Here is a 23707-nt window from a genome sequence, read left to right on the forward strand (position 1 = left end):
CCGGGCCTCCTGGGAGAAAACTGGTGATGACATCGGCGCCCACCGTGGTCGCACACCTGTCGCGGGGGTTACGCGCCGTCCTCCCCGCCGTGTCCGGGCCTTGCCGGCGGGGGAACCGGCGGCCCGCTCAACGACCGGAGCCCCGGCGCCTGCTCACGCCAGATGGAAGACCTCCGTCAGGGGCCGCATCGCCTCGTCGGGCCGGGCGCCGTCCAGCGCCTCGAAGAACTCCCCCATCTCCGCCTGCCAGCGCGCATTGACGTCCGTCTCCGCCATGGCCGCCTGCGCGGCCGCGAAGTCCTCCGTCTCCAGATAGCCCACGAGCAGACCGTCCTCCCGCAGGAAGAGGGAGTAGTTGTGCCAGCCGGTGGCGGACAGCGCCTCGCGCATCTCGGGCCACACGGAGGCGTGGCGCTCCTTGTACTCCGCCAGCCGGTCCGCCCGGACCTTCAAGAGAAAACACACGCGCTCCACGCTCGGTCCCGGCCTTCCCGAATCTGATATGAAAGGTTTCAATGAGATGCCAGGGACGTTAGGACACCCCGACATGGCTCGTCAATGCGCTGCGCCACCATGCGCAGACATCCGATCTCTGCTTCACAGCGATCGGCGGCTGCGGCAGTATGAGGGGCCTGCGGGCGGCCGCACCTACCGGGAGGAGGCCAGATGCGCGTAGCGCTCTTCGTGACCTGTGTGAACGACACGCTGTACCCGGAGACGGGCAAGGCCGTCGTCACGCTGCTGGAGCGGCTGGGGGTGACCGTGGACTTCCCCGCCGCCCAGACCTGCTGTGGCCAGCCGCAGTTCAACACCGGCTACCGGCATGAGACCGAACCGCTGATGAGGCGCTACGCACGCGCCTTCGAGGGGTACGACCACATCGTCACACCCTCCGGCTCCTGCGCGGCCATGGTGCGGGACAACTACCCGCGCATGGGCGACCGGGCCCGCGCCGAGGGACGCGGTGGCGAGCTGGCCGCGATCGCCGAGTCCGTCGTGCCACGCACCTACGAACTCACCGAATTCCTCACCGATGTGCTCAAAGTGACCGATGTAGGGGCCTACTTCCCGCACAAGGTCACCTATCATCCGACCTGTCACGGCCTGCGCATGCTCGGCCTGGGCCGCCGCCCGCTGGAGCTGCTGCAGCACGTCAAGGGCCTGGAACTGGCCGAACTGCCCGGCGCGGAGGAGTGCTGCGGCTTCGGCGGCACCTTTGCGGTGAAGAACGCCGCCGTCTCCGCCGCCATGGGCGCCGACAAGGCACGGCACATCACCGGTACCGGCGCCTCGGCCGTGTGCACCGTCGACAATTCCTGCCTGATGCACATCGGCGGCACATTGGCGCGGCTCGGCTCCGAGGTGCGTCCGGTCCACCTCGCCGAGATCCTCGCCTCCACCGAGGACCGCCCCTATGGAGGCATCCGATGAGCGGTACCTATCTGGGCATGCCCGCCTTCCCGGTGGCCGCCGAGGAGGCCGTGCGCAATGAGACGCTGCGCGGCAACCTGCGCCACGCCACGCACACGATCCGCGACAAACGCGCCAAGGCCGTGGCCGAGCTCTCCGACTGGCAGCAGTTGCGCACGGCGGGCAAGCGCATCAAGGACGACGTCCTGCGCCACCTCGACCACTACCTGGAGCGCCTGGAGGAGACGGTCACCGCCGCCGGGGGCATCGTGCACTGGGCGGCCGACGCCGACGAGGCCAACCGGATCGTGACGGAGCTGGTCAAGGCCACCGGCGAGACCGAGGTCGTCAAGGTCAAGTCCATGGCCACGCAGGAGATCGGGCTCAACGAGGCCCTCGCCGAGGCCGGGATCGCCGCTTACGAGACGGACTTGGCCGAGCTCATCGTGCAGCTCGGCGACGACCGGCCCAGCCACATCCTGGTGCCGGCGATCCACCGCAACCGCACGGAGATCCGCGACATCTTCAACGGCGCGATGTCGAACTGGGGCCGCCCCGCGCCCGAGGGCCTGACCGACACCCCGGCCGACCTGGCCGAGGCGGCGCGGCTGCACCTCCGGGAGAAGTTCCTGCGCGCCAAGGTGGGCATCTCGGGCGCCAACTTCATGATCGCCGAGACCGGGACACTGGTCGTGGTGGAGTCCGAGGGCAACGGCCGGATGTGCCTGACGCTCCCCGAGACGCTGATCTCGGTGGTCGGCATCGAGAAGGTGCTGCCCGCCTGGCAGGACCTGGAGGTCTTCCTCCAGCTGCTGCCGCGCTCCTCCACGGCGGAGCGCATGAACCCGTACACCAGCACCTGGACGGGCACGACGGACGAGGACGGTCCCCGCGCCTTCCACCTGGTACTGGTGGACAACGGGCGCACCGACACCCTGGCCGACGAGGTCGGCCGCCAGGCGCTGCGCTGCATCCGCTGCTCGGCCTGCCTCAACGTGTGCCCGGTGTACGAGCGGGCCGGCGGCCACGCCTACGGCTCGGCCTACCCCGGGCCGATCGGGGCCATCCTCACCCCGCAGCTGCGCGGCACGGACACCGCGCTGGACGCCTCTCTCCCCTACGCCTCGTCCCTCTGCGGCGCCTGCTACGAGGTGTGCCCGGTCGCCATCGACATCCCCGAGGTGCTGGTCCATCTGCGCGAGCGGGTCGTCCAGGGCGGCGAAGTGACGCGCGGCGGCAGCCGGGTCGTGCTGAAGCCCGCCAAGGGGCACGCGGCCGAGCGTGCCGCGATGCGCGCCGCGCGCTGGACGCTGGACCACCCCGGGGCGCTGCGCGCCGGTCAGCGGCTGGCCTCGCGCACACGCGGCCTGCACCCGCGCAGGCTGCCCGGTCCCGGCCGCGCCTGGACGGACACACGTGACATCCCGGCCGTCCCTGCGGAATCCTTCCGCGACTGGTGGCGGCGCACCCGGGGCGCCGAGAGCTCGGAGGGCACCAAATGAGCACCCGCGAACAGATCCTGGGCCGCGTCCGCCGCGCGTTGGCCGACGTCCCGCGCGAGGAGGCGCCGGGCGGCGGCCCGGCCGAACACGGTTACTTGCGCGTGCACGGCGAACGGGACCCCGGGCAGAGCGCGGATCTGCTCGCCGAGAACCTCGCCGACTACCGCGCCATCGTGCACCGCACGACCACCGGGGAGCTGCCGCTGCGTCTCGCGGCCCTGCTGTCCGCCCGGGGCACGCACAGCGTGGTCGTGCCGGCCGGCCTCCCCGAGGGCTGGCTCGCCGAGGCGAAGGACGTCGAACAGGTCGCGGACACCGCGGCATTGACGCCGTACGAGCTTGACGCCGTCGACAGCGTCGTCACCGGCTGCGCCGTGGCGATCGCCGAGACGGGCACCATCGTGCTGGACGCCGGGCCGGACCAGGGAAGGCGCAGGATCACGCTGGTGCCGGACCACCACGTGGTGGTCGTGCGCGTGCCGGAGCAGGTCGTCGACTCGGTGCCGCAGGCCCTGGAGCGGCTGGATCCGGCCCGTCCACTGACCTGGATCTCCGGGCCCTCGGCGACGAGCGACATCGAGCTTGACCGGGTGGAGGGCGTGCACGGCCCGCGCACCCTGGAGGTCGTGCTCGTCACGTCGTGACCGTCGTGCGGTCCCGCGCGCCGGCTCACTTCGCCTCCGCGTAGGAGCGCACGACATGGGTCTCCAGCGGAAAGGACACCGGCGTCGGCCCGAACAGCAGGCGGCGGGCCTCGTCCGCCGCCTCCGCGACGGCGTTCCCGGCCTCGGCGGCGAGTTCCTCGGGGGTGTGCACGATGACCTCGTCGTGCAGGAAGAAGACCAGCCGGGGGCCGTCGAGCGCGGCCAGGCGCCGGCGCAGCGACGCCAGCACGGCCAGCGCCCATTCCGCGGCGGTGGCCTGGATGACGAAGTTGCGCGTGAAGCGGCCCCAGGCGCGCGCCTGGGCGTCGCTGAGGTCCTGACGGTCGGCGGCGGGCGGCGGCGACGTGCGGCCGAGATGGGAGCGGACGACGCCCCCTGCCTCGCCGGTGCGCGCGGCGGACTCCACCAGCCGCATGGCGTCCGGGAAACGGCGCCGCAGCACCTCGAGCAACGGTCCCACCTCGCCGGTGGTCTGCCCGTACATGGCGCCCAGCAGGCCGAGTTTGGCCCGTGCGCGGTCGCCGCCGAAGGCCGTGCGGGCCAGGGCCGCGTAGAGGTCGCCCTCGGCCGCGGCGGCCGCCAGTCCGGGATCACCGGACAGTGCGGCGAGCACGCGGGGTTCCAGTTGCCCGGCGTCGGCCACGACAAGGCGGTGCCCTGGGTCGGCGACCACGGCGGCCCGCAACTGCCGGGGGATCTGCAGCGCGCCGCCGCCGCGGGTGGCCCAGCGGCCGGAGACGACGCCGCCGACGACGTACTCGGGACGGAACCGCCCTGCGGGCGCCCAGTGTTCACGCCAGGCCCAGCCATGGGCGCTGTGGATGCGGGAGAGCTCCTTGTAGCGCAGCAGTAGGGCGGCGGCGGGGTGCTCCACATCGCGCAGGACGTGGGAGCGGGTCGAGGTGATGTGCACGCCGACCCGCTCGAAGGCGGGCAGCAGTTGGGCGGGCGAGTCCGGGTTGACCGGGCGGCCCAGGGCCTCCTGGACGGCGGTGGCCAGTTCGGCGAGGACCTTCGGCCGGGCGCCCCCGGCCGGGCGCGGCCCGAGCAGCCCGATCAGCACCTCGTCGTGGGCGGCGGCGCTCCAGGGCACCCCGTCGTGGGTCATCTCCGCCGCGGCGAGCGCCCCGGCGGACTCGGCGGCGCACAGCAGGCGCATGCGGTCGGGGTGTTCGGACAGGGCGATGCGGCGTTGCTGTTCGGCGTGGACGGCGACCACGGCCTCCAGCGGGTCGGTACCGGGCGGGAGGTGGTGGCGGTCGGCGGCGAAGAGCACGGGCTGGTCGTCGGGGCCGCCCTCGGGCGCGTCGGGGGGCACGGGCAGCCCGCGCAGCCGGGCCCAGGCCGCGCCCAGGGAGCGGGGCAGACCGAAGCGTTCCTCCGCGCCGAGCAGCAGTGCCTCGACGAGCTTGAGGTCGTGGCACCGTGCGGGGCGGACCGGCAGCCCTGCCAGCAGGGGCGGGTAGATCTCGTCCGTGGCGGCCCAGACCCACCGCGGCGCCTGGCGCGCCTCGCGGTCGGCGACGGCCGCGGCGAGATCCGGCACGCTCTCCGGCGGGCCCGCCGGGGTGCCGTCCTCGCGCAGCCCTTGGAGCCGCCCGCCGGTCCCCAGTGGATCGGCGACGACGGCGACGGACAGGGTCCTCTGCGAGGTCACACACCGAGCGTAGGGCGGGGCACCGACAATGCCCCGGGACGGCGGTCAGCCGTCGGCGTCGCGGCTCACCTTCAGCGCCCACAGCACGAGCGACACCTGCAGCGGCAGCCGCGCGTAGGCGGCCTTGCGCAGCGGTGCGGGACGGTCGCGCCAGTCGCGGGCCATCTTCACGTTCGCGGGGAACACTCCGGCGAAGAAGCCGGCCGCCAGCAGCGCCCCGGCACGGCGGGTGCGCGGCAGCGCGATGCCGGCGGCGAGCGCGAGTTCCACCGCTCCGCTGGCGTACGTCCAGTTGCGGGCGTTGCCGGGCAGGATCTTCGGGACGATCGCGTCGAAGGGCCCGGGCACCACGAAGTGCGCGGTGCCCGCGGTGGCGAGCAGCCGGGCCAGCAGCCTGGCGGAACGGTCGGAACCACCGGAACGACCGGAACGACCAGAAAGGTGCTCTGCCATCGGGGACCTCCTGCGGATGTCGGCGCCGCGCCTCACGTTAGCGGCGGCCGCCGGGGCCGCGCGGCGGATCACCGGTCCCGGCGTGTGCGCTTGCTCACCCATCCTGGGAGGCGGGTCCGGCGGCCGGCCGGGCCTGTGAAGGGCGGGAGCTGCGCGAAGTCCGGGTCGGCGCGCAGGGTCCCGGACAGGTGCGCGAGCGCCGTGCGCACCCGGGTGAGCGGGTGGCCGGGGAAGCGCGCGTCGTACTCCGGGGCGTCGGCCCGGTGGAACGGCAGCCCACCGCGCAGCCCGGGCGCGTAGGGATGCGCCAGGAAGTACTGCTCGGGGCCGAGTTCGGCGAGCACCAGGGCCTCGCGCATCCCGGTGGGGCCGGCTTCAAAGGCCTGCACCTTCACCACGGCGCTGCAGGCCGCGCGCGGCAGGGTGTAGCTGCCGAGGAAGGCCAGACCGCTCGGCCGGTCCGGCAGCGGCACTTTGAGCACCTGGCGCAGCGCCGGCAGGCCGGCCACCTGGACCACGTCGGCCTCGATGAGGCCGCCGCCGGCGCCTGCCGTGACGTGGGCCAGCGCCTGCCGCAGCGGGACAGGCTCCTCCAGGGGCGCCGGTATGTCCGGCGGCAGGTCGAAGAAGTGCAGGCTGATCACATCGCCGTGGTCATCGGTCCAGGCGTGCTCGGCGACCTGCCGGTAACCCGGCAGGTCCGCGCCGTCGAGTGGTTGCATGGACAGGCATCATGCCGTAGGGGCGAGTTGGGCGTCGCGGCGCACCAGGGCCGCGTACCGGCCGTCGAGAGCGAGCAGTTGGTCGTGCGTGCCGCGTTCGGTGATCCGCCCGTGGTCCAGCACGACGATCTGGTCGGCGTCGCGGACCGTCGACAGGCGGTGCGCGATGGTGATGGTCGTCCGGCCGGCCGAGAGGGCGTCGATGGCCTCCTGGACGGCGTGCTCGGTGCGGGTGTCCAGCGCGCTGGTGGCCTCGTCGAGGATGAGGACCGGGGGATCGCGCAGAATGGTGCGGGCTATGGCCAGGCGCTGCTTCTCGCCGCCGGAGAAGCGGTAGCCGCGTTCGCCGACGACGGTGTCGTACCCGTCGGGCAGGCCCGCGATGTGGTCGTGGATCTGAGCGGCGCGCGCCGCGGCGACGATCTCCTCGTCGGTCGCGTCGGGCTTGGCGAAGCGCAGGTTCTCCGCGACGGACGCGTGGAAGAGGTAGGTCTCCTGCGAGACGACGCCCACGGCCGCCGCGAGGGTGTCGAAGGCGAGGTCGCGCACATCGGTGCCGTCGAGCGTGACCCGGCCCTCGGTGACGTCGTACAGGCGGGGCACGAGGTAGCTCAGCGTGCTCTTGCCGGAGCCGGTGGCCCCCACGACCGCGAGGCTCCCGCCGGCGGGCACGTCCAGGTCGATGCCCTCCAGGGTGTGCTCGGGCGAGGCGGAGTCGTAGGAGAAGCCCACGCCCTCGAAGCGCACGTCGCCGCGGGCGCGTGCGAACCGTACGGGATCGGGCCGCTCGGTGATGTCGACCGGCAGGTCGAGGTACTCGAAGATGCGCCGGAACAGCGCGAGCGAGGTCTGCACCTCGACGCCCGTGGACAGCAGGCCCACCGTGGGCCGGAAAAGGCCCTGTTGCAGTGAGACGAAGGCGACCAGCGTGCCGATGGACACGACCGTGCCCGCGCCGTGGACCACGATCCCGGCGGCCCAGTAGATCAGCGCCGGCATGGCGGCCATGACGATGCCGATGGTCGACATCCGCCACCGTCCGGCCATGTTGGAGCGCACTTCGAGGTCGACCAGGCGCTCGGACTCCTCCGCGAAAGAGCGGGTCAGGGACGCGGAGCGCCCCATGGTGCGGCCGAGCAGGATGCCGCTGACCGACAGGGACTCGGTGACGATGGCGGACATCGCGGCCATCTGCCCCTGCCGCTGGGTGGTGATCCTCTTGCGTTCGGTGCCGACCCGGCGGCTGATCCACACGAAGGCCGGGAGCAGCACCAGGGAGACCAGCGTGAGCCGCCACTCCAGGGCGAGCATGGCGACGACGCTCGCCACGACGCTGGTGAGGTTGGAGACCAGGGATGTCGCGGTGGAGGTGACTGTGGCCTGCATGCCGCCGATGTCGTTGGCGATACGGGACTGCACCTCGCCGGTGCGGGTCCGGGTGAAGAAGGCGAGCGACATGCGCTGCAGCCGCTCGTAGACGGCGGTGCGCAGGTCGTGCATGACGCGCTGGCCGACGGTGGTGGATATGAGCGTCTGGAGGACGCCGAAGACGCTGTTGAGGACGGCGGTGGCGATCATGCCGAGGGCCAGCAGGCTCAGCAGCCCCGTGCGGCCCTGCGGGATCGCGGTGTCGAGGATCGCCCGCAGCAGGAAGGGTGAGGCGACCGAGACGAGGGAAGCGGCGCCGACGAGCAGTCCGACAAGGGCGAGGCGGCCGCGGTAGGGGCGGAACAGGCCCAGGACGCGTCGTACGTCGGTGCGCTGGGCGGAGTCCTTGGGCGGTGGGGTCCACCGCGGGGAGTCATCGGGGTGCAAAGGGCCTCCGAAGGCGGGGGTACGGCAGGACGATGAGAGTGTAGTTCATTGTTACCTATACTCACAATGAACCGCATCCTGATATCCTCGGGCCATGGAATCGCGCAACTTCGCCGCGGACACCGACGAGTCGACCGGCCTCGCCGAACAGTTGCTTCGGCTGACCCGCCGGCTGCACCGCGTCCAGCGACGGCACCTGGAGCCGCTCGGCATCACCCCGGCCCAGTCGCGCATGCTGCGCAGCGTCGCGCACAGCGAGGAGGCGCCGCGGATGGCCGATCTGGCCCAGCGTCTGGAGGTCGTGCCGCGCGCGGTGACCACGCTCACCGACGCCCTGGAGGAACGCGGCTTCGTGCGCCGCGTGCCGGACCCGGCGAGTCGTCGCGTGGTGCGGATCGAGCTGACGGCGGAGGGCGAGGGCGCGCTGCGGCGCCTGCGGCAGGCCCGGCGGGAGGCCGCGGAGGAGATGCTGGCACCACTGGACGCGGCCCAGCGCGATGCCCTGACGGCGTTGCTCGCCGTCCTGGACACCGGGCCGGGCCACTGCTGAGACGCCAGGCTCACCGGGGCCGCACGCGCCCGGGTGGCGCGGGCGCGTGGGGTCCGGGTGTCAGGCGCGCCAGGTGTCGCCGAGCGTCACCTTGCCGCTCGCGGGGACGGTCGCCGTGCGGTTGGCGCCGGACTCCCAGGTGACGTTCCCGTTCGCGTCCTTCTTGATGTACTTGTACTCGAAGGACGTGCCCGCGCTCATGGAGACGTCCAGCTTCCACACCGGGTAGGCGGACGAGGACAACAGCGGCGCCGCGGCGGTGTTCCAGTTGCCGAGCGCAGCGTTGCTACCGGCCACATAGATGTTCTGGCCCATGACCGTGGTGGCGTTCACCGAGAAGGAGGCGCCGCTCGCCGGGGCCGTGCCGCCGCCGTTGCAGGGGGCGCCCACGTAGAGCGCGACCGCGTCGTTGGCGCCGATGGTGGCGGTGAAGGTGCCGTTCGAGGCGACGGTGTACGTGGCGCCGCTGTGCTGGACGTCGCAGTAGGTGCCGGCGGGCAGCGAGGTGGTGAAGGTCTGGCCGATGGAACCGCTCTCGTGGTTGATGGCCACGAAGCCCTTGCTGCCGCGCCCGAAGGCGATGGCGTTGCTGCCGTTGGACCACCAGTTGGTCACGGCCGTCCCGGCGACGGCGTTGCGGAAGCGGACCATGCCAGCGATCTGGGGCCAGGCGTGCTGGCACTTCCAGCCGTCGCTGTAGCAGGCGTTGACGGTGCCGCCGTTGGGCGGGCCGGAGTCGTTGTCGGAGAACTCGTAGCCCGAGTACACATTGGGCGAGCCGTAGGGCCAGGCGAGCATGTAGACGTTGGCCAGCGTGTAGGTCGCGCCGGCCTTGTAGTTGAGGGTCGAGCCGTTGCGTTCGGTGTCCCAGTTGTCCACAAAGGTGCGCGCCTGGCCGCTCGGCAGGTAGCCGGCACCCCAGGAGGCGCCCCAGTTGCTCAGGTAGGCCAGCTTCTCGTTGCCGAAGATCCGCTTGAGGTCGTAGGCGCCCTGGAAGGCGTCGACATCACCCGTGCCGGTGTACTCGCCCGGCTGGACGGCCTCGCCGGAACCGTAGATGACCTCCTGCGCCCAGAAGACCGAGGGGTTGCTGAGCTTGGCCTTGATGGCGGCGAGATCCCCGGAGGCGATGTGCTTGGCCGCGTCGATCCGGAATCCGTCGACGCCGAGGGAGATCAGGTTGTTCAGGTAGCCGGCGATGGTGGAACGGACGTAGTCGCTGCCGGTGTTCAGGTCAGCGAGCCCGACGAGTTCGCAGTTCTGCACATTGTCGCGGTTGGTGTAGTCGCTGATGCTGGACCGGCAGGAGTGGAAGTCCTGGTCCTGGTAGTAGCCCGGGTAGTTGTACTTCGAGTACGACGTCCCGCCGGTACCCGTTCCCGAACCCGCGCTCATGTGGTTGACGACCGCGTCCGCGATCACCTTGACGCCCGCCGCGTGACAGGTGTCCACCATGTTCTTGAAGGCCGCGCTGTCCCCCAGCCGGCCGGCGATGCGGTAGCTGACGGGCTGGTACGAGGTCCACCACTGCGCGCCCTGGATGTGCTCCGCGGGCGGCGAGACCTCCACGTAGCCGTAGCCCGCGGGGCCGAGGGTGTTCGTGCACTCCTTGGCGACGGAGGCGAATTTCCATTCGAAGAGCGTCGCGGTGACGTCCTTGCTCCCGGGCGGCGCGGCCTGGGCCGGCTCCTGCGACACGACGGCGAGGCCGGCCGTGGCGAGCAGCGCCGCCAGTCCCGCGCGCACGAAACGCGATCTCATGGTGCGGCTCCTTCGTTTTCGGGCACAAAGGTGCCCCGAAGACAGCCACGCGCCAGGCCATCGAGTGGGGGGCGGAGTTCCCGCCCGTGGGGACTCCGGATAGGAGACTGGCCTCGCGGGCGGACACCGTCAAGACATCGCGTGGAAAAACTTTCAACATCTTGCGGAAACAATCTGCGGTGCCGTTTCAGAAGGCAACGGATCAGCCGTGACCGCGTGCTGAGTGCCCGTCAGCAGGCCATGCGCAGTGCCCACCCCGCCGTGGCGCTCAGCCCGCCAGGGCGTCCCGGTGCCCCATCACCACCACCGGATGCCGCGCAGGACCGCTCGCGCTGCCAGCCCCCGGCCCGCCGCGTTTACAGGACCGCGGTGGACTCGGCCGACCGGGCGCTCTTTCCGAGACGGCCGGCACCTGACGGGAGCCGGGCGGGACGAGCGTGCGCAGCGCCCCACCGACAGCCGGTATCCGCGGACTCCGCGCGGAAGCCGACACCGACGGCCCGTTCCCGCCGGCGCGCGCCGGGCGGTCCTGCCCGGCGCATCCCGCCGACAGCGCGAGCGCCGCGGCCACCGCCGCCGCTCCCACCGTGCGCACCGTCCGGACCGTCGATGGCGCACGCATCGGTTCCCATCCTCGCAGTCCTCGGCAATGGAGCTCACGACCAGGGCGCGTTCCCCGTACCGAGGGAAAAAACCGGTTGAATTCACCAAGTCGGCAACGCGACCCTGGCACGTCTCCACTCACCCCCATCTCCGATGCCGGGACGCCATGTCGCTTCGTTCTCTCCCCCACGCCGATCCGGGTGTCCCCGACACCCGCTCCGGCTTCCGCCTTCTGCTCTGGCTCGAGAAGCGCCAGATCCGCGCCCAGGCGACGGCCACGTTCTGGGGCACCCTCAACATGGCGGCCGTGGCGGGCATGCCCGCGGCGGTCGGCCTGGCCGTCCAGGCGGTCGTGGACCGCTCAGGCGGGCGGCTCGCGCTCGCGGGCGGGCTGATCCTCGCGCTGGGCCTGATCTCGGCGGTGGGCGACACCATGCTGCACCGCACCGCCGTCACCAACTGGATCTCCGCCGCCGCCCGGGTGCAGCAGTTGCTGGCCCGCAAGACGGCCGAACTCGGCTCCGTGCTCACCCGGCGGGTGGCGGCCGGCGAGGTCGTCGCCGTCAGCACCGGTGACGTCGAGAAGATCGGCTGGTTCGTCGAGGCGCTCGCCCGCTTCGCGGCCAGCCTGCTGGCGACCGTCGGTGTGACGGTCGCCCTCGTCGTCTACCGGCCCGAACTGGGCCTGATCGTGGCGGCCTGCGTCCCCGTCCTGGCGCTCGCGGTGCTGCCGCTGCTGCCGCACGCGACGCGGCGGGCGGACGAGCAGCGGACCAAGGCCGGCAAGGCCACCGAACTCGCCTCCGACACGGTGGCGGGACTAAGGGTGCTGCGCGGCATCGGCGGCGAGGAGCTGTTCCTCACCCGCTACCGGCGCGCCTCCCAGGAGGTCCGGCAGGCCGCCGTGCGCAGTGCCAGGATGTGGTCCCTGATCAGCGCGCTCCAAGTGGCACTGCCGGGACTCCTGCTGCTCGCGGTGACCTGGTACGGAGCACGGCTGGCGCTGGACGGCCGGATCTCGGTCGGCGAACTGGTCACCGTCTACGGCGCCGTGGTCTTCCTGCTCTTCCCGCTGCGGGGCTTCGAGGAGATCGCGATGGCGTACTCCTTCTCCCGGCCGTCCGCCAAGCGCGCGGCACGGGTGCTGTCGCTGCGGCGGGACGCGGCCGGGCGGGACGGCGCCGGCACCGCGGACGCTGCGCCCTCGGGGGCGTCGCAGGCCTCGGGGGCGTCGCAGGCCTCGGGCGACCTGTACGACCCCGTCACGGGCCTGCTGGCGCCCGCCGGGAAGCTGACCGCCGTCGTGTGCGGCGACCCGGACGCGGCAGGCGCGCTGGCCGACCGGCTCGGCGGCCACAGCCCGGAACGGGCCGAGGAGGACCCCTCGGTGCTGCTGGGCGACACGCCGCTGGACGAGCTGCCGTTGGCCGCGGCACGGGCGGTCGTGCTGGTGCAGGACAAGGACCCGGTGCTGCTGTCGGGGACCCTCGCCGAACTGCTGGACGTGCCCCGCTCGGGCGCCGTGGCTCCCTCGGAGGCGCTGGCGGCCGCCCAGTGCGACGACGTGCTGGAGGCGCTGGCCCAGGCCTCCGTGGACGCGTCGGGCGACCCGATGCGCACCCGCATCACCGAGCGGGGGCGGTCGCTGTCGGGCGGCCAGCGGCAGCGCCTGGCGCTGGCCCGCTCGCTGATGGCCGACCCGGAGGTGCTGGTGCTCGACGAGCCGACCAGCGCCGTCGACACGCACACCGAGGCCAGGATCGCGCACGGTCTGCGGGCGCTGCGCGCCGAGCGGACCACGGTGGTCCTCACCTCCAGCCCGCTGCTGCTGGACCTGGCCGACCGGGTGGTCTTCGTCGAGGAGGGCTCGGTGCGGGCCTCCGGCACGCACCGCGAGCTGCTCCTGGCCGACCCCGGCTACCGCGCCGTCGTCACCCGGGAGACCGAACCCGGACTCCACCCGTTCGAGTCACTACGGAAAGCCGAGGAACACGCATGATCGGCGTGCCACCGCCGGACTACGATCCGGCCGCGCCGCAGCAGGCCAGTACCCTGCCGGTGGGCTCCCCCGCCACGGTGCGCGGCTACGTCAAGGAACTGGTCGGCCGCCACCGGCGCGCCTTCGTCACCCTCATCGTGCTGAACGCGGTGGCCGTCCTCGCCTCGATGGTCGGCCCCTACCTGCTGGGGCACCTGGTCGAGAGCCTGTCGGTGGGCGACAGGGATCTGCACCTCGGCCGCACGATGGCGTTCTTCGGCGCCGCCCTCGCCGTACAGACAGTCTTCGTGCGCGAGGTACGGCTGCGCGGCGCCATCCTGGGCGAGCGGATGCTCGCCGACCTGCGCGAGGACTTCCTCGTACGGTCGGTCGCGCTGCCGCCGGGCGTGCTGGAGCGGGCCGGTACCGGTGACCTGCTGTCCCGGATCACCACGGACATCGACCGGCTGGCAAACGCCATGCGCGAGGCCGTCCCCCAGCTGGCGATCGCCGTGGTCTGGGGCGGGCTGCTGCTCGGCGCCCTGACGGTCACCTCGCCCCCGCTGGCACTCGCCGTGCTCGTGGCGCTGCCGGTGCTGCTGCTGGGATGCCGCTGGTACTTCCGCCGCGCGCCGCGGGGCTACCGCTCCGAGGCGGCCGGCTACGCGGCCGTCTCGGCCGTGCTCGCCGAGTCGGTCGACGCCGGCCGCACCATCGAGGCCCACCGGCTGGAGGAGCGGCGCGAGGAACTGTCACGCCTGCGCATCCGGCAGTGGGTGGCCTGGGAGCGCTACACGATGTGGCTGCGCACCGTCCTCTTCCCGGTGATCAACGCGACGTACACCCTGATCCTTGCGGCCGTGCTGCTCATCGGCGGGACGCTGGTCCTGCGCGGCTGGGTCTCGGTCGGCGAACTGACCACGGGCGCGCTCTACGCGCAGATGCTGGCCGATCCGATCAATCTCATCCTGCGCTGGTACGACGAACTTCAGGTGGCCCAGGTCTCCCTGGCCCGGCTGGTGGGCGTACGGGAGATCGAGCCGGGCGCCGGCGACACCGAGGTGACGCCGGACGGCCGTGACGTCCACGCCGACGAGGTGCGCTTCGGCTACCGCGCCGGGAACGACGTGCTGCACGGGGTCACCCTCCGGGTGCGCCCCGGCACCCGGCTGGCCCTGGTCGGGCCCTCCGGCGCCGGCAAGTCGACACTGGGCCGGCTGCTGGCGGGGATCTACGCCCCCCGCACCGGTGAGGTCACCCTCGGCGGCGCCGAGCTGGCCCGGATGCCCGCGGAGCGGGTCCGCGAGCACGTGGCCCTGGTCAATCAGGAGCACCACGTCTTCGTCGGGACGCTGCGCGACAACCTGCTGCTCGCCCGCGCGGGGGCGGACGACACCGAGCTGTGGGCGGCCCTGACCGCGGTGGACGCCGAGGGCTGGGCGCGGGCGCTGGACGCGGGACTGGACACCGAGGTGGGCTCCGGCGGGGCCGCGCTCACCCCGGCCCAGGCGCAGCAGGTGGCGCTCGCCCGCCTGGTCCTGGCCGACCCGCACACCCTGGTGCTCGACGAGGCCACCTCGCTGCTCGACCCGCGGGCCGCACGGCACCTGGAGCGGTCGCTGGCCCGCGTCCTGGACGGCCGCACAGTGGTGGCCATCGCGCACCGGCTGCACACGGCGCACGACGCGGATCTGATCGCGGTCGTCGAGGGCGGCAGGATCAGCGAGCTGGGCAGCCACCACCAACTGGTGGAGGCGGACGGCGCCTACGCGGCGCTGTGGCGGTCCTGGCACGGATAGCCGGCCGCCACGGCGCCGCGCGCCGATCCGCGGTGGGGGTGCTCAGGCGCCGAAGACCAGTGCCCCCACCGCGCCCACGCCGCCGATCACGAAGAAGACCGGGGTCAGCACCTTGATCTCGACCTTGCTGCCCGCGCGGAACCGCATGGGCTTCGGGGTGCCCAGCGGGTACCAGCGGCGGCGCCCGATGGGGATGGGCCACAGCACGGGGCAGCCGGAGACCGTCAGGGCGTCGCCGAGGCAGTGCACGATGGAGCCGAGCACGATCGGGATGCCGATCCACAGGTACTGCTGACCGGGCTCGGTCAGCAGCCAGCCCTTGCCGCTCTGGGTGCTGTCCAGGGTGTCGGCGAGCACCCAGGCGCTGGTGGCACCGAGCAGCCAGACCAGGATGTCGCTGGACATCCGGGCCTGCCGCCACAGCAGTCCTTCGACCGCCAGAACGGCGTGCACGAAGAGGATGAAGACCACGGCCCAGCGGCCGCCGGCCCATGCCAGGGCGGAGGCGCCGGCGCCCATCATCACCGCCCAGAGCCATGTGTGGGTCAGGGTGCGGTGCCCGCCCTGGCGTATCGGGTCTCCGGGCTTGCGGGTCTTCCGGTACGCGGCGTAGGACAGCTTGTCGATGACTGAGCACAGCCATCGGGAAATCGGGCCGAATGCCCGGGAAATCGTGGCCGCCTTGTGATCCAGATCAGGAGCGAGGGCCGCACCGGCACAGATCAGCGCACCGACCACGAGGGTCGGCCAGGGCATCGGATGATTGAGCCCCGCGGCGACCGCACCTACTGCCAGCCAAGCTGCCGCTCCGGAGACAGAATGTGCCGGTCCCATCATGGCGTGTCCCGCCCCTTTCGACCCGCCCTGAAGCGGAGTTGACGTCCAATCGACGGCACACCATACCGTCGGGCGATCTTCGCTCGTACCGCCGGTTCATCCCCCGGACCCCGCGGCAGGCAAGATGGGGGTGTGACCCTTATCGATCAGCTCCCTGCCGAGGCCGACCCCGACGCCCTTTTCGAAGCTTTCGCCACCTGGGCGGAGGGCCGGGGCATCTCGCTCTATCCCGCCCAGGAGGAGGCGCTGATCGAGGTGGTCTCCGGGGCGAACGTCATCCTGTCGACGCCGACCGGCTCGGGAAAGAGCCTGGTCGCGGCGGGTGCGCACTTCGCCGCCCTGGCGCGTGACGAGGTCACCTTCTACACCGCGCCGATCAAGGCGCTGGTGTCGGAGAAGTTCTTCGACCTCTGCAAGCTCTTCGGTACCGAGAACGTCGGCATGCTCACCGGTGACGCCTCCGTCAACCCGGACGCACCCGTCATCTGCTGCACGGCGGAGGTGCTGGCGTCGATAGCGCTGCGCGACGGCAAGGACGCGGACATCGGCCAGGTCGTCATGGACGAGTTCCACTTCTACGCCGAGCCCGACCGCGGCTGGGCGTGGCAGATCCCGCTGCTGGAGCTGCCGCAGGCGCAGTTCCTGCTGATGTCGGCGACCCTCGGTGACGTCAGCCGCTTCGAGAAGGACCTCACCCGCCGCACCGGGCGGCCCACCTCGGTCGTGCGCTCGGCGACCCGTCCGGTGCCCCTGTCGTACGAGTACCGGCTGACCCCGCTCACCGAGACGCTCACGGAGCTGCTGGAGACCCGGCAGGCTCCGGTCTACATCGTGCACTTCACGCAGGCGGCCGCCGTGGAGCGGGCGCAGGCGCTCATGAGCATCAACATGTGCACGAGGGCCGAGAAGGACGCCATCGCCGAGCTCATCGGGAACTTCCGCTTCACCACCAAGTTCGGGCGCAATCTCTCCCGTTACGTACGGCACGGCATCGGCGTGCACCACGCCGGCATGCTGCCCAAGTACCGGCGCCTGGTGGAGAAGCTCGCCCAGGCGGGCCTGCTGAAGGTCATCTGCGGCACCGACACCCTCGGTGTCGGGGTCAACGTGCCGATCCGCACGGTGCTGTTCACCGCGCTGACCAAGTACGACGGCAACCGGGTGCGGGTGCTGCGCTCCCGCGAGTTCCACCAGATCGCCGGGCGGGCCGGCCGGGCCGGCTTCGACACCGCGGGGCTCGTGGTGGCCCAGGCTCCCGAGCACGTCATCGAGAACGAGAAGTCGCTGGCCAAGGCCGGGGACGACCCGAAGAAGCGCCGCAAGGTCGTCCGCAAGAAGGCGCCCGAGGGCTTCGTCGGCTGGTCCGAGACCACCTTCGAGAAGCTGATCGCCTCCGATCCGGAGCCGCTGACCTCCCGCTTCCGGGTGACCCACGCGATGCTCCTGTCGGTCATCGCGCGCCCGGGCAACGCCTTCGAGGCCATGCGCCGGCTGCTGGAGGACAACCACGAGGACCGCAGGTCCCAGCTGCGCCACATCCGGCGGGCCATCGCGATCTACCGTTCGCTGCTGGCTGGCGGAGTGGTGGAGCGCCTGGACGAGCCGGACGAGGAAGGCCGCATCGTCCGGCTGACCGTCGACCTCCAGCAGAACTTCGCGCTCAACCAGCCGCTGTCCACCTTCGCGCTCGCGGCCTTCGAACTGCTGGAGCCCGAATCGCCCTCCTACGCGCTCGACATGGTGTCGGTCGTCGAGTCGACCCTCGACGACCCCCGCCAGATCCTGGCCGCCCAGGAGAACAAGGCGCGTGGCACGGCGGTGGCCGCGATGAAGGCCGACGGGATCGAGTACGAGGAGCGGATGGAGCGTCTTCAGGACATCTCCTACGCCAAGCCCCTGGAGGAGGTGCTCTCCCACGCCTACGGCGTCTACCGCAAGAGCCACCCCTGGGTCGGCGACCACCCGCTCTCGCCGAAGTCCGTCGTGCGCGACATGTACGAACGCGCCATGACCTTCACCGAGTTCGTCTCGTACTACGACCTGGCCCGGACCGAGGGCATCGTGCTGCGCTACCTGGCGAGTGCCTACAAGGCGCTGGAGCACACCGTCCCCGACGACCTGAAGTCCGAGGACCTGCAGGACCTCATCGCCTGGCTGGGCGAGCTGGTGCGCCAGGTCGACTCCAGCCTGCTCGACGAATGGGAGCAGCTCGCCAACCCCGCGGAGATGACCGCCGAGGAGGCGCAGGAGCGCGCCGACCAGGTCAAGCCGGTCACCGCCAACGCCCGCGCCTTCCGGGTGCTGGTGCGCAACGCGATGTTCCGCCGGGTGGAGCTGGCCGCCCTGGAGCACTACACCGAACTGGCCGAACTCGACGCCGATTCCGGCTGGGACGCGGACGCGTGGGCGGACGCCATGGACGCCTACTGGGACGAGTACGAGAGCCTGGGCACCGGGCCGGACGCACGCGGCCCGAAGCTGCTGCAGATCGAGGAGCGTCCCCAGGAGGCCCTGTGGAAGGTCCGGCAGACCTTCGCGGACCCCGAAGGCGACCACGACTGGGGCATCTCGGCCGACGTCGACCTGACCGCCTCCGACGAGGAGGGACGTGCGGTGGTCAAGGTGACGGCGGTGGGGACGCTGTGACCGCGGCACCGGCGATACGCACGACCGCGCGGACCCGCGCCTCCGCCGCGCAGGAGCAGAAGGAGCACGCCCGATGACCAACCCCGCCGAACGGCTGGTGGACCTGCTGAACCTCGAGAAGATCGAGGAGAACATCTTCCGCGGTCAGAGCCCCGACGAGCGGATCCAGCGGGTCTTCGGCGGACAGGTGGCGGGCCAGGCGCTGGTCGCCGCGGGCCGCACGACGGACGGCACCCGGCCGGTGCACTCCCTGCACGCGTACTTCCTGCGGCCGGGCCGTCCGGGCGTGCCGATCGTGTACGAGGTCGAGCGCGTCCGCGACGGGAAGTCGTTCACCACCCGCCGGGTGGTCGCGGTGCAGCAGGGCCGGACGATCTTCACTCTGACCGCCTCCTTCCACTTGCCGGAGCCCGGGTTCGAGCACCAGCTGCCGATGCGGGAGGTCCCGGATCCGGAGAGCCTGCCGAGGCTCAGTGACGAGATCCGGGAACATCTGGGCGGGCTGCCGGAGCAGTTGGAGCGCATGGCGCGCCGGCAGCCGTTCGACATCCGCTACGTGGAGCGGCTGCGCTGGACCCCCGAGGAGATCGAGGGCGCGGAGCCGCGCAGCGCCGTCTGGATGCGCGCGGTGGGCCCGCTCGGCGACGATCCGCTCGTGCACACCTGCGCGCTCGCGTACGCCAGCGACATGATGCTGCTGGACGCCGTACGGGTGCCGATCGAGCCCCTGTGGGGGCCGCGCGGCTTCGACATGGCCTCGCTGGACCACGCGATGTGGTTCCACCGCCCGTTCCGGACCGACGACTGGTTCCTCTACGACCAGGAGTCCCCCATCGCCACCGGCGCCCGCGGACTCGCCCGTGGACGTATCTACGACCGCGAGGGCAGGCTGCTGGTCTCGGTGGTCCAGGAAGGGCTGTTCCGGAAGCACGAGGACTGACCCGGCGGGCGGGGACGACTCGGCGAGTCCGGCCTCGACGCCGGTGGGGGGAGGGGTCCGGTCGGCCCCTCCCCCCACCGCGTCAGCGGACCCGGATCAGGTCAGCGTCAGCTTCTTGTGCGCGGAAGTGCTGCCGACATAGTTCCCGTTCCCACCGTAGACGGCCGTGACCGTCGCCGTTCCCTTCTTGTTCGGCAGCTTGATCGTGAAGGCGTGAGTGCCCTTCGCGGCTGCCGTCAGGGTGACCTTGGTGGTGGCGGTCGTGTTGCCGACCTTGGCGGTCACCGTGATCGTGCCGGTCGGATAGGCGGCGCCGCTGTGGCCGCCGACCACCACCCGGACCTTCTCGGTCTTGCCGTGGGTCGCCTTGGTCCGGGACAGCGTGAGCGTCGTGGCCGACTTCGCCTTCGCGACCTTCAGGTTCTGCGTCGCGACGCCGCTGGGGGCGACGAAGTCGGTGCCGGTGAACTGTACCGACACCGTGTGGGTGGCGACGGACAGGGACGCCGGCAGCGTGAACTTGCCGGAGCCCGAGGCGCTGACCTTCGCGGACAGCGAGCCGGTTCCGTAACTGACCTTCACCGTGCCGCTGTCGGCACCCGCCACCGCGAAGATCCCGGAGACCGCGTGCCCGTAGGTGGTGGAGGTCTGTTGCAGCGACACGGCAATGGCGCTCTGGCCCTTGGTCAGGACGAGCTGCACGGCGTCGGAGGCCGAGGTGTCCGCGGTGGCGGTTCCCTCGAAGGACGCGGTGAAGTGGTACGTCCCCGCCTTGAATCCGGCCGGTACGGAAAGCGATGCCGTCCCGCCGGTGACCGTGCCGTGCCCGAGGACGGTGGTTCCGTCGCGGAACGTCACCACTCCGCCGTCGGTTCCGTCGCCGGTGACGGCCGCCTTCAGCGCGACCGCCTTGTTGATTCCAGGAGCCGCCGGGTTCAGGCTCAGGGTCGTCGACGTCGTGGCCAGCACGTCGATGTCCGCCGTCTCGGTGTAGCCCGAGCCGGCTCCGACCGCGGTGATGGTGGTGCCACCGTACGCCACGTCGGCAGGCAGCACGGCCTGGTACGAGACGGTGCCGTCGCTGTCGGCGACGGCGCTGCCGAGCGACGTGGAAGCGAGCGTGAAGGCCACGCTCTCGCCGCTGCGGTAGCCCGAGCCGCCGACCGTGAACGTGGCGCCCGGAGCGGGCTTGCTGTCACTGACCGTCAGCGTCCCCGGCTGCGAGAGCGCCTGGTGTTCGGCGCAGACGCCGCCTTGGACACCGACCGGGGGCACGGCGGGCGAGGTGCCCGTGACGCCGTCCTCCTCGCGGACCGTGAGGGTGCCGAAGTCCTGGCTGCCCAGGACCGCGTTGGTGGAGTTCGACACCCCGATCTTGTACGCGGTGGTCGGGGTCGCTCCGGCCACGGTGTCACCCGTCACCGGGACCGTCACCGCCTGGCAGGTCGTGCCGGGCTGGAAAGTGACGGGCTGCATGGCGAGGCCGACCTTGCCGGTGGCCGAACCGACCACGGTCAGGTATGCGGTGACCGGCGTCGTGCTCGGCTGCGAGAGGTAGACCGCGACATCGTCCGTGCCGGGGCCGCTGCCTTCCTCCGCGGTGGTCGACGCGACGTTGACCGTCGTCCGCGTGTGGGGGTCGGGGGTGCCCACGCCCTGGTTGTCGAAGCCCAGGTCCGACAGGTACACGCCGCCGGTGGTCACGGCGTCGACGCCGACGGCCGCGGTGAACGTGACCTTCGCGATGTGCTTGAGGTCCAGACCCGCCGTGGCCAGGGTCTCGGTGGGCACGTGCACCTGCTGCAGCACGATCTTGCCGAGGTTGGTCGACGGGCTGGCCGGCATCCTGGTGACGCCCCATGTGTTGAGGTCGGACACCAGATCGCTCCAGGTATGGCCGGAGGAGTCGGTCACACTCAGTGTCATGTCCGTCCCGGTGGTGACGCTCTCGTCCGGGGACATGTTCACGGTCATCTCTTCGTAACCGGACACGTTCTGCTGTGCGGCCGGGATGGTCACGCCGAGCGCCCCGGTGGTCGCCGTCCAGGTCAGGTGCGTCATCGGATTGAGCGGGACGTTCGGTGCGAACGACGCGGGAGTCCAGTAGGGCACCTGCTGGTTGGTGAGTGTGCTCCCGGGGTTGGTGCAGTACGGCAGGGGTTCGGGAACGGTGCGGCCGTACTTGTTGGCGCAGACCGTGGCGGTGGCCCCGGCCGTGGTGCCGATCAGCGGGCTGGTGCTCTTGAACGAGGTGATGTCCTTGCGCAGGGACGAGGGCTGCTCGGCCACGGTGCGTACGTCCGCGAAGCCCGCCACGGACGGCGGCTCCTGCTGCGTACCGTCGAACATCCCCTGGTACTGGGTCTGTCCGCCGAGGGTCAGCTCGAAGAACCCGGAGATGTAGGCCGCGCCGACCTGGTTCTGCTGTTCGGCCGTGAGCCGGATGTTCTTGCCCGAGGCGAGTGCGGTGGCGCTGGTGCCGCAGACCGGGTCGTTGGCGTTGGACCAGTCGTCCGAGCCGCCCGGGTACGGCGGAGTCCACGACGTGTTGTAGAAGTTGTGGTCGGTGCCCATGACCCAGATGTCGGAGCGCTGGACGTCGTCGGAGAACGTGTTGCCCCGCGAGTCCGCGTAGAAGTGCTGACCCTGCTGGTCGGACACGTCACCGTCGCAGTACGGCAGCAGCGTCGTGGTGACGACGTCCGGCAGCGTGGCACGGGTGAAGTCGATCGGGGCCAGGGCGAAGACCGACTTGATGTTCCACGGGTCCGCCAGTCCCGCGTTGAGGGTGCCCGCGGTCACCACGCCCTCGCCGCCGCGTGAGTGGCCCATGAGCCCGATCTTGCTGAAGTCCATGGTGCCGACGAGCTGCGAGGCCGTCAGTGTGGCGGCCGGGTGGGTCGCCTGGCCGGCGGTGAGCGCCTGGTCCAGCGTCACGTCCTGGTCGGTCGCCGCGTCGTGGTAGCTGACGGGCTCACCCTGGTTAGCCTTCTTGAGCATGGTCAGCGTATCCAGGACGAGCTGGCCGCGGGTGATCGCGCCGTCGTCCGGGGAGAGCTGGTTGTCGTTGGCGTTGATGGCGTTCGCGGAGATGGATACGACGGTGTAGCCGTCCGCGGCGAGTGCCTCGCCCGCGCCGTCGTACCCGGCGTAGCTGAGGATCGGCGACGTGCCCGCGGGGCAGGGCCAGCCGCTGGCGCCCCTGAGAGTCGTGAGGTTGTAGCAGGAGCTGTGGCGGCCGTGCACGAAGACCACCAGCGGGTGGGTGCCTGCGCCGCTGGGCAGGTAGATACGGCCTTCCAGCTCGCCGCGGATACCGCCGATGTCCGCCAACGGGATCGACTGCGCGCCGAAGTTGTAGTCGGCGATCGTGTACGGGGACGTGCCGTTGGTCGTCGGGTCCCCGGAGGTGGCTCCCGAACCGCCGACGCCGTTCGGGGTCGCCGAGAGCCGTTTCAGGGCCTTGGCCTGTGCGGCCGCCGACGGCAACGTTGTCGGGCCGGTGGCGGTGCTGTCACCCCCGCTGGACCACTGCCAGGTGATCGACTTGGCAGTGGCGAGCGAAGTGTCGGGAGAGGTGAGCGTGAGCGTGCGCCCGTCGGCGGACTCCGTGGCCGGACCGAGGTCGACACCGTCGGCCAGCAGTTCGGGGGCGTCGTTCTTGACGGGCAGTGCCGCGTCCATCGTCAGCGACACGACATAACCGCCCGCGGCCTGAGTGACGGACCAGCCGTCACCCGAAGCGACCACGGACGTACCGGAACCTTCGGAAGCGGATGCCGGGGACGCGGCGACCGACAGCGCACCAAGCGCCACGAGTCCCGCGACACCCCCGGCCAGCGGACGCAACAACCGCGCCCGCAGGGGATTGGATATTTCCACCAGTGCCAGACCTTACTCACGAGCGCACAGGCAGCGCCCGCCGTGAGGCGCGCGCCAGTCGGTGCAACGACGGCTACTGATCTATAGCCCGGCGAAAGGTTGACAGATAAACAAGTAAAATTGGACAAAGAAATTTTGATGTTGCAGCTTGTTGATCCTGGCGCAATAAATCCCCAGTGTCCCCTTTTGCTTGACTGGGCATCAGAACGGAATACCCGTCCGGTAATCGGTGCACACTATCCGATAGGGAATCACCTTCCCTTGATGGATTGCCGATCGCGCGCCGAACCGCCCTCGGGGGAGAGCTCGACCGCGGCGTGCGGGAACTCGCCCCCGCGAACGGTCTGCTTCAGCCCGAGCCGAGCGAACTGCCGGCAACCGTTTCGCCATTCGGACGGAGACCGGGAGGCCGGCGAAGCGCCAGGGTTCTCGCCCTTGGTCCGGGTTGGGTGACCCGCTCTGCTTGCCTTGGCGATCTGCGGCCTCG

General features: G+C 71.3%; 16 protein-coding genes. 8 read left to right on the forward strand and 8 right to left on the reverse strand.

Annotated features, from left to right (window positions below; all coding sequences use genetic code 11):
* Positions 1-153: 153 nt before the first annotated feature.
* Positions 154-474 carry an L-rhamnose mutarotase gene (locus ACFWVC_RS12930; RefSeq protein WP_384283363.1) on the reverse strand — a complete coding sequence of 107 codons (321 nt, stop codon included), beginning with the start codon at positions 472-474 and terminating at the stop codon, positions 154-156.
* Between the two features lie 192 nt (positions 475-666).
* Here ACFWVC_RS12930 and ACFWVC_RS12935 point away from each other — a divergent pair, with 192 nt between their 5' ends.
* Genes ACFWVC_RS12935 through ACFWVC_RS12945 form a run of 3 tightly spaced genes read left to right on the forward strand, consistent with a single transcriptional unit; the run spans position 667 to position 3556 of the window.
* Positions 667-1431: a (Fe-S)-binding protein gene (locus ACFWVC_RS12935; RefSeq protein WP_384283365.1), complete on the forward strand. Its 765-nt coding sequence runs from the start codon at positions 667-669 to the stop codon at positions 1429-1431.
* Positions 1428-2912 carry a LutB/LldF family L-lactate oxidation iron-sulfur protein gene (locus ACFWVC_RS12940; RefSeq protein WP_384283368.1) on the forward strand — a complete coding sequence of 495 codons (1485 nt, stop codon included), beginning with the start codon at positions 1428-1430 and terminating at the stop codon, positions 2910-2912. The genes ACFWVC_RS12935 and ACFWVC_RS12940 overlap by 4 nt, the downstream gene beginning before the upstream one ends.
* Positions 2909-3556, forward strand: a complete 648-nt coding sequence (locus ACFWVC_RS12945; RefSeq protein WP_384283373.1) for a lactate utilization protein C — start codon at positions 2909-2911, stop codon at positions 3554-3556. Before ACFWVC_RS12940 ends, ACFWVC_RS12945 begins: the two co-directional genes overlap by 4 nt.
* A gap of 25 nt (positions 3557-3581) precedes the next feature.
* Here the strand turns inward: ACFWVC_RS12945 and ACFWVC_RS12950 are convergent, their stop codons facing one another.
* From ACFWVC_RS12950 to ACFWVC_RS12965, 4 genes are all read right to left on the reverse strand, one after another.
* The gene (locus ACFWVC_RS12950) at positions 3582-5234 is read right to left on the reverse strand and encodes a bifunctional 3'-5' exonuclease/DNA polymerase (protein WP_384283378.1); all 1653 of its coding nucleotides are present in this window, start codon (positions 5232-5234) and stop codon (positions 3582-3584) included.
* Positions 5235-5279: 45 nt separating this feature from the next.
* Positions 5280-5687 (reverse strand): hypothetical protein, encoded by a 408-nt coding sequence (locus ACFWVC_RS12955; RefSeq protein WP_384283381.1) that lies wholly within the window; start codon positions 5685-5687, stop codon positions 5280-5282.
* A gap of 68 nt (positions 5688-5755) precedes the next feature.
* Complete coding sequence (locus ACFWVC_RS12960) at positions 5756-6409, reverse strand: hypothetical protein (RefSeq protein WP_384283385.1); 654 nt, start codon at positions 6407-6409, stop codon at positions 5756-5758.
* A 9-nt stretch (positions 6410-6418) separates the two neighbouring features.
* A complete protein-coding gene (locus ACFWVC_RS12965; protein WP_384283390.1) occupies positions 6419-8224 on the reverse strand; it encodes an ABC transporter ATP-binding protein in 1806 nt (601 codons plus the stop codon).
* Positions 8225-8318: 94 nt separating this feature from the next.
* Here ACFWVC_RS12965 and ACFWVC_RS12970 point away from each other — a divergent pair, with 94 nt between their 5' ends.
* Positions 8319-8774, forward strand: coding sequence for a MarR family winged helix-turn-helix transcriptional regulator (locus tag ACFWVC_RS12970; RefSeq protein ID WP_384283395.1), 456 nt, complete (start codon positions 8319-8321; stop codon positions 8772-8774).
* A 60-nt stretch (positions 8775-8834) separates the two neighbouring features.
* On the opposite strand, the gene ACFWVC_RS12975 is transcribed toward ACFWVC_RS12970, so the two are convergent.
* A complete protein-coding gene (locus ACFWVC_RS12975) occupies positions 8835-10535 on the reverse strand; it encodes a carbohydrate-binding module family 20 domain-containing protein (RefSeq protein WP_384283401.1) in 1701 nt (566 codons plus the stop codon).
* 769 nt (positions 10536-11304) lie between these two features.
* On the opposite strand from ACFWVC_RS12975, the gene ACFWVC_RS12980 reads away from it, so the two are divergent.
* Together ACFWVC_RS12980 and ACFWVC_RS12985 are read left to right on the forward strand one after the other, a co-directional pair.
* Complete coding sequence (locus tag ACFWVC_RS12980) at positions 11305-13137, forward strand: ABC transporter transmembrane domain-containing protein (RefSeq protein WP_384283406.1); 1833 nt, start codon at positions 11305-11307, stop codon at positions 13135-13137.
* Positions 13134-14915, forward strand: a complete 1782-nt coding sequence (locus ACFWVC_RS12985) for an ABC transporter ATP-binding protein (protein WP_384283413.1) — start codon at positions 13134-13136, stop codon at positions 14913-14915. Before ACFWVC_RS12980 ends, ACFWVC_RS12985 begins: the two co-directional genes overlap by 4 nt.
* A gap of 42 nt (positions 14916-14957) precedes the next feature.
* Here ACFWVC_RS12985 and ACFWVC_RS12990 read toward each other — a convergent pair whose 3' ends face one another.
* Entirely contained in the window at positions 14958-15752 is a 795-nt protein-coding gene (locus ACFWVC_RS12990) for a metal-dependent hydrolase (RefSeq protein ID WP_384283419.1), read from the reverse strand.
* Between the two features lie 132 nt (positions 15753-15884).
* Here ACFWVC_RS12990 and ACFWVC_RS12995 point away from each other — a divergent pair, with 132 nt between their 5' ends.
* The gene (locus tag ACFWVC_RS12995) at positions 15885-18398 is read left to right on the forward strand and encodes a DEAD/DEAH box helicase (RefSeq protein WP_384283425.1); all 2514 of its coding nucleotides are present in this window, start codon (positions 15885-15887) and stop codon (positions 18396-18398) included.
* Positions 18399-18471: 73 nt separating this feature from the next.
* The gene (locus tag ACFWVC_RS13000) at positions 18472-19338 is read left to right on the forward strand and encodes an acyl-CoA thioesterase (RefSeq protein ID WP_384283431.1); all 867 of its coding nucleotides are present in this window, start codon (positions 18472-18474) and stop codon (positions 19336-19338) included.
* A gap of 96 nt (positions 19339-19434) precedes the next feature.
* On the opposite strand, the gene ACFWVC_RS13005 is transcribed toward ACFWVC_RS13000, so the two are convergent.
* The gene (locus tag ACFWVC_RS13005; RefSeq protein WP_384283437.1) at positions 19435-23088 is read right to left on the reverse strand and encodes an Ig-like domain repeat protein; all 3654 of its coding nucleotides are present in this window, start codon (positions 23086-23088) and stop codon (positions 19435-19437) included.
* Positions 23089-23707: the final 619 nt, after the last annotated feature.

Origin of the sequence: Streptomyces sp. NPDC058691 (assembly GCF_042714775.1) — a bacterium.
Classification (GTDB): domain Bacteria; phylum Actinomycetota; class Actinomycetes; order Streptomycetales; family Streptomycetaceae; genus Actinacidiphila.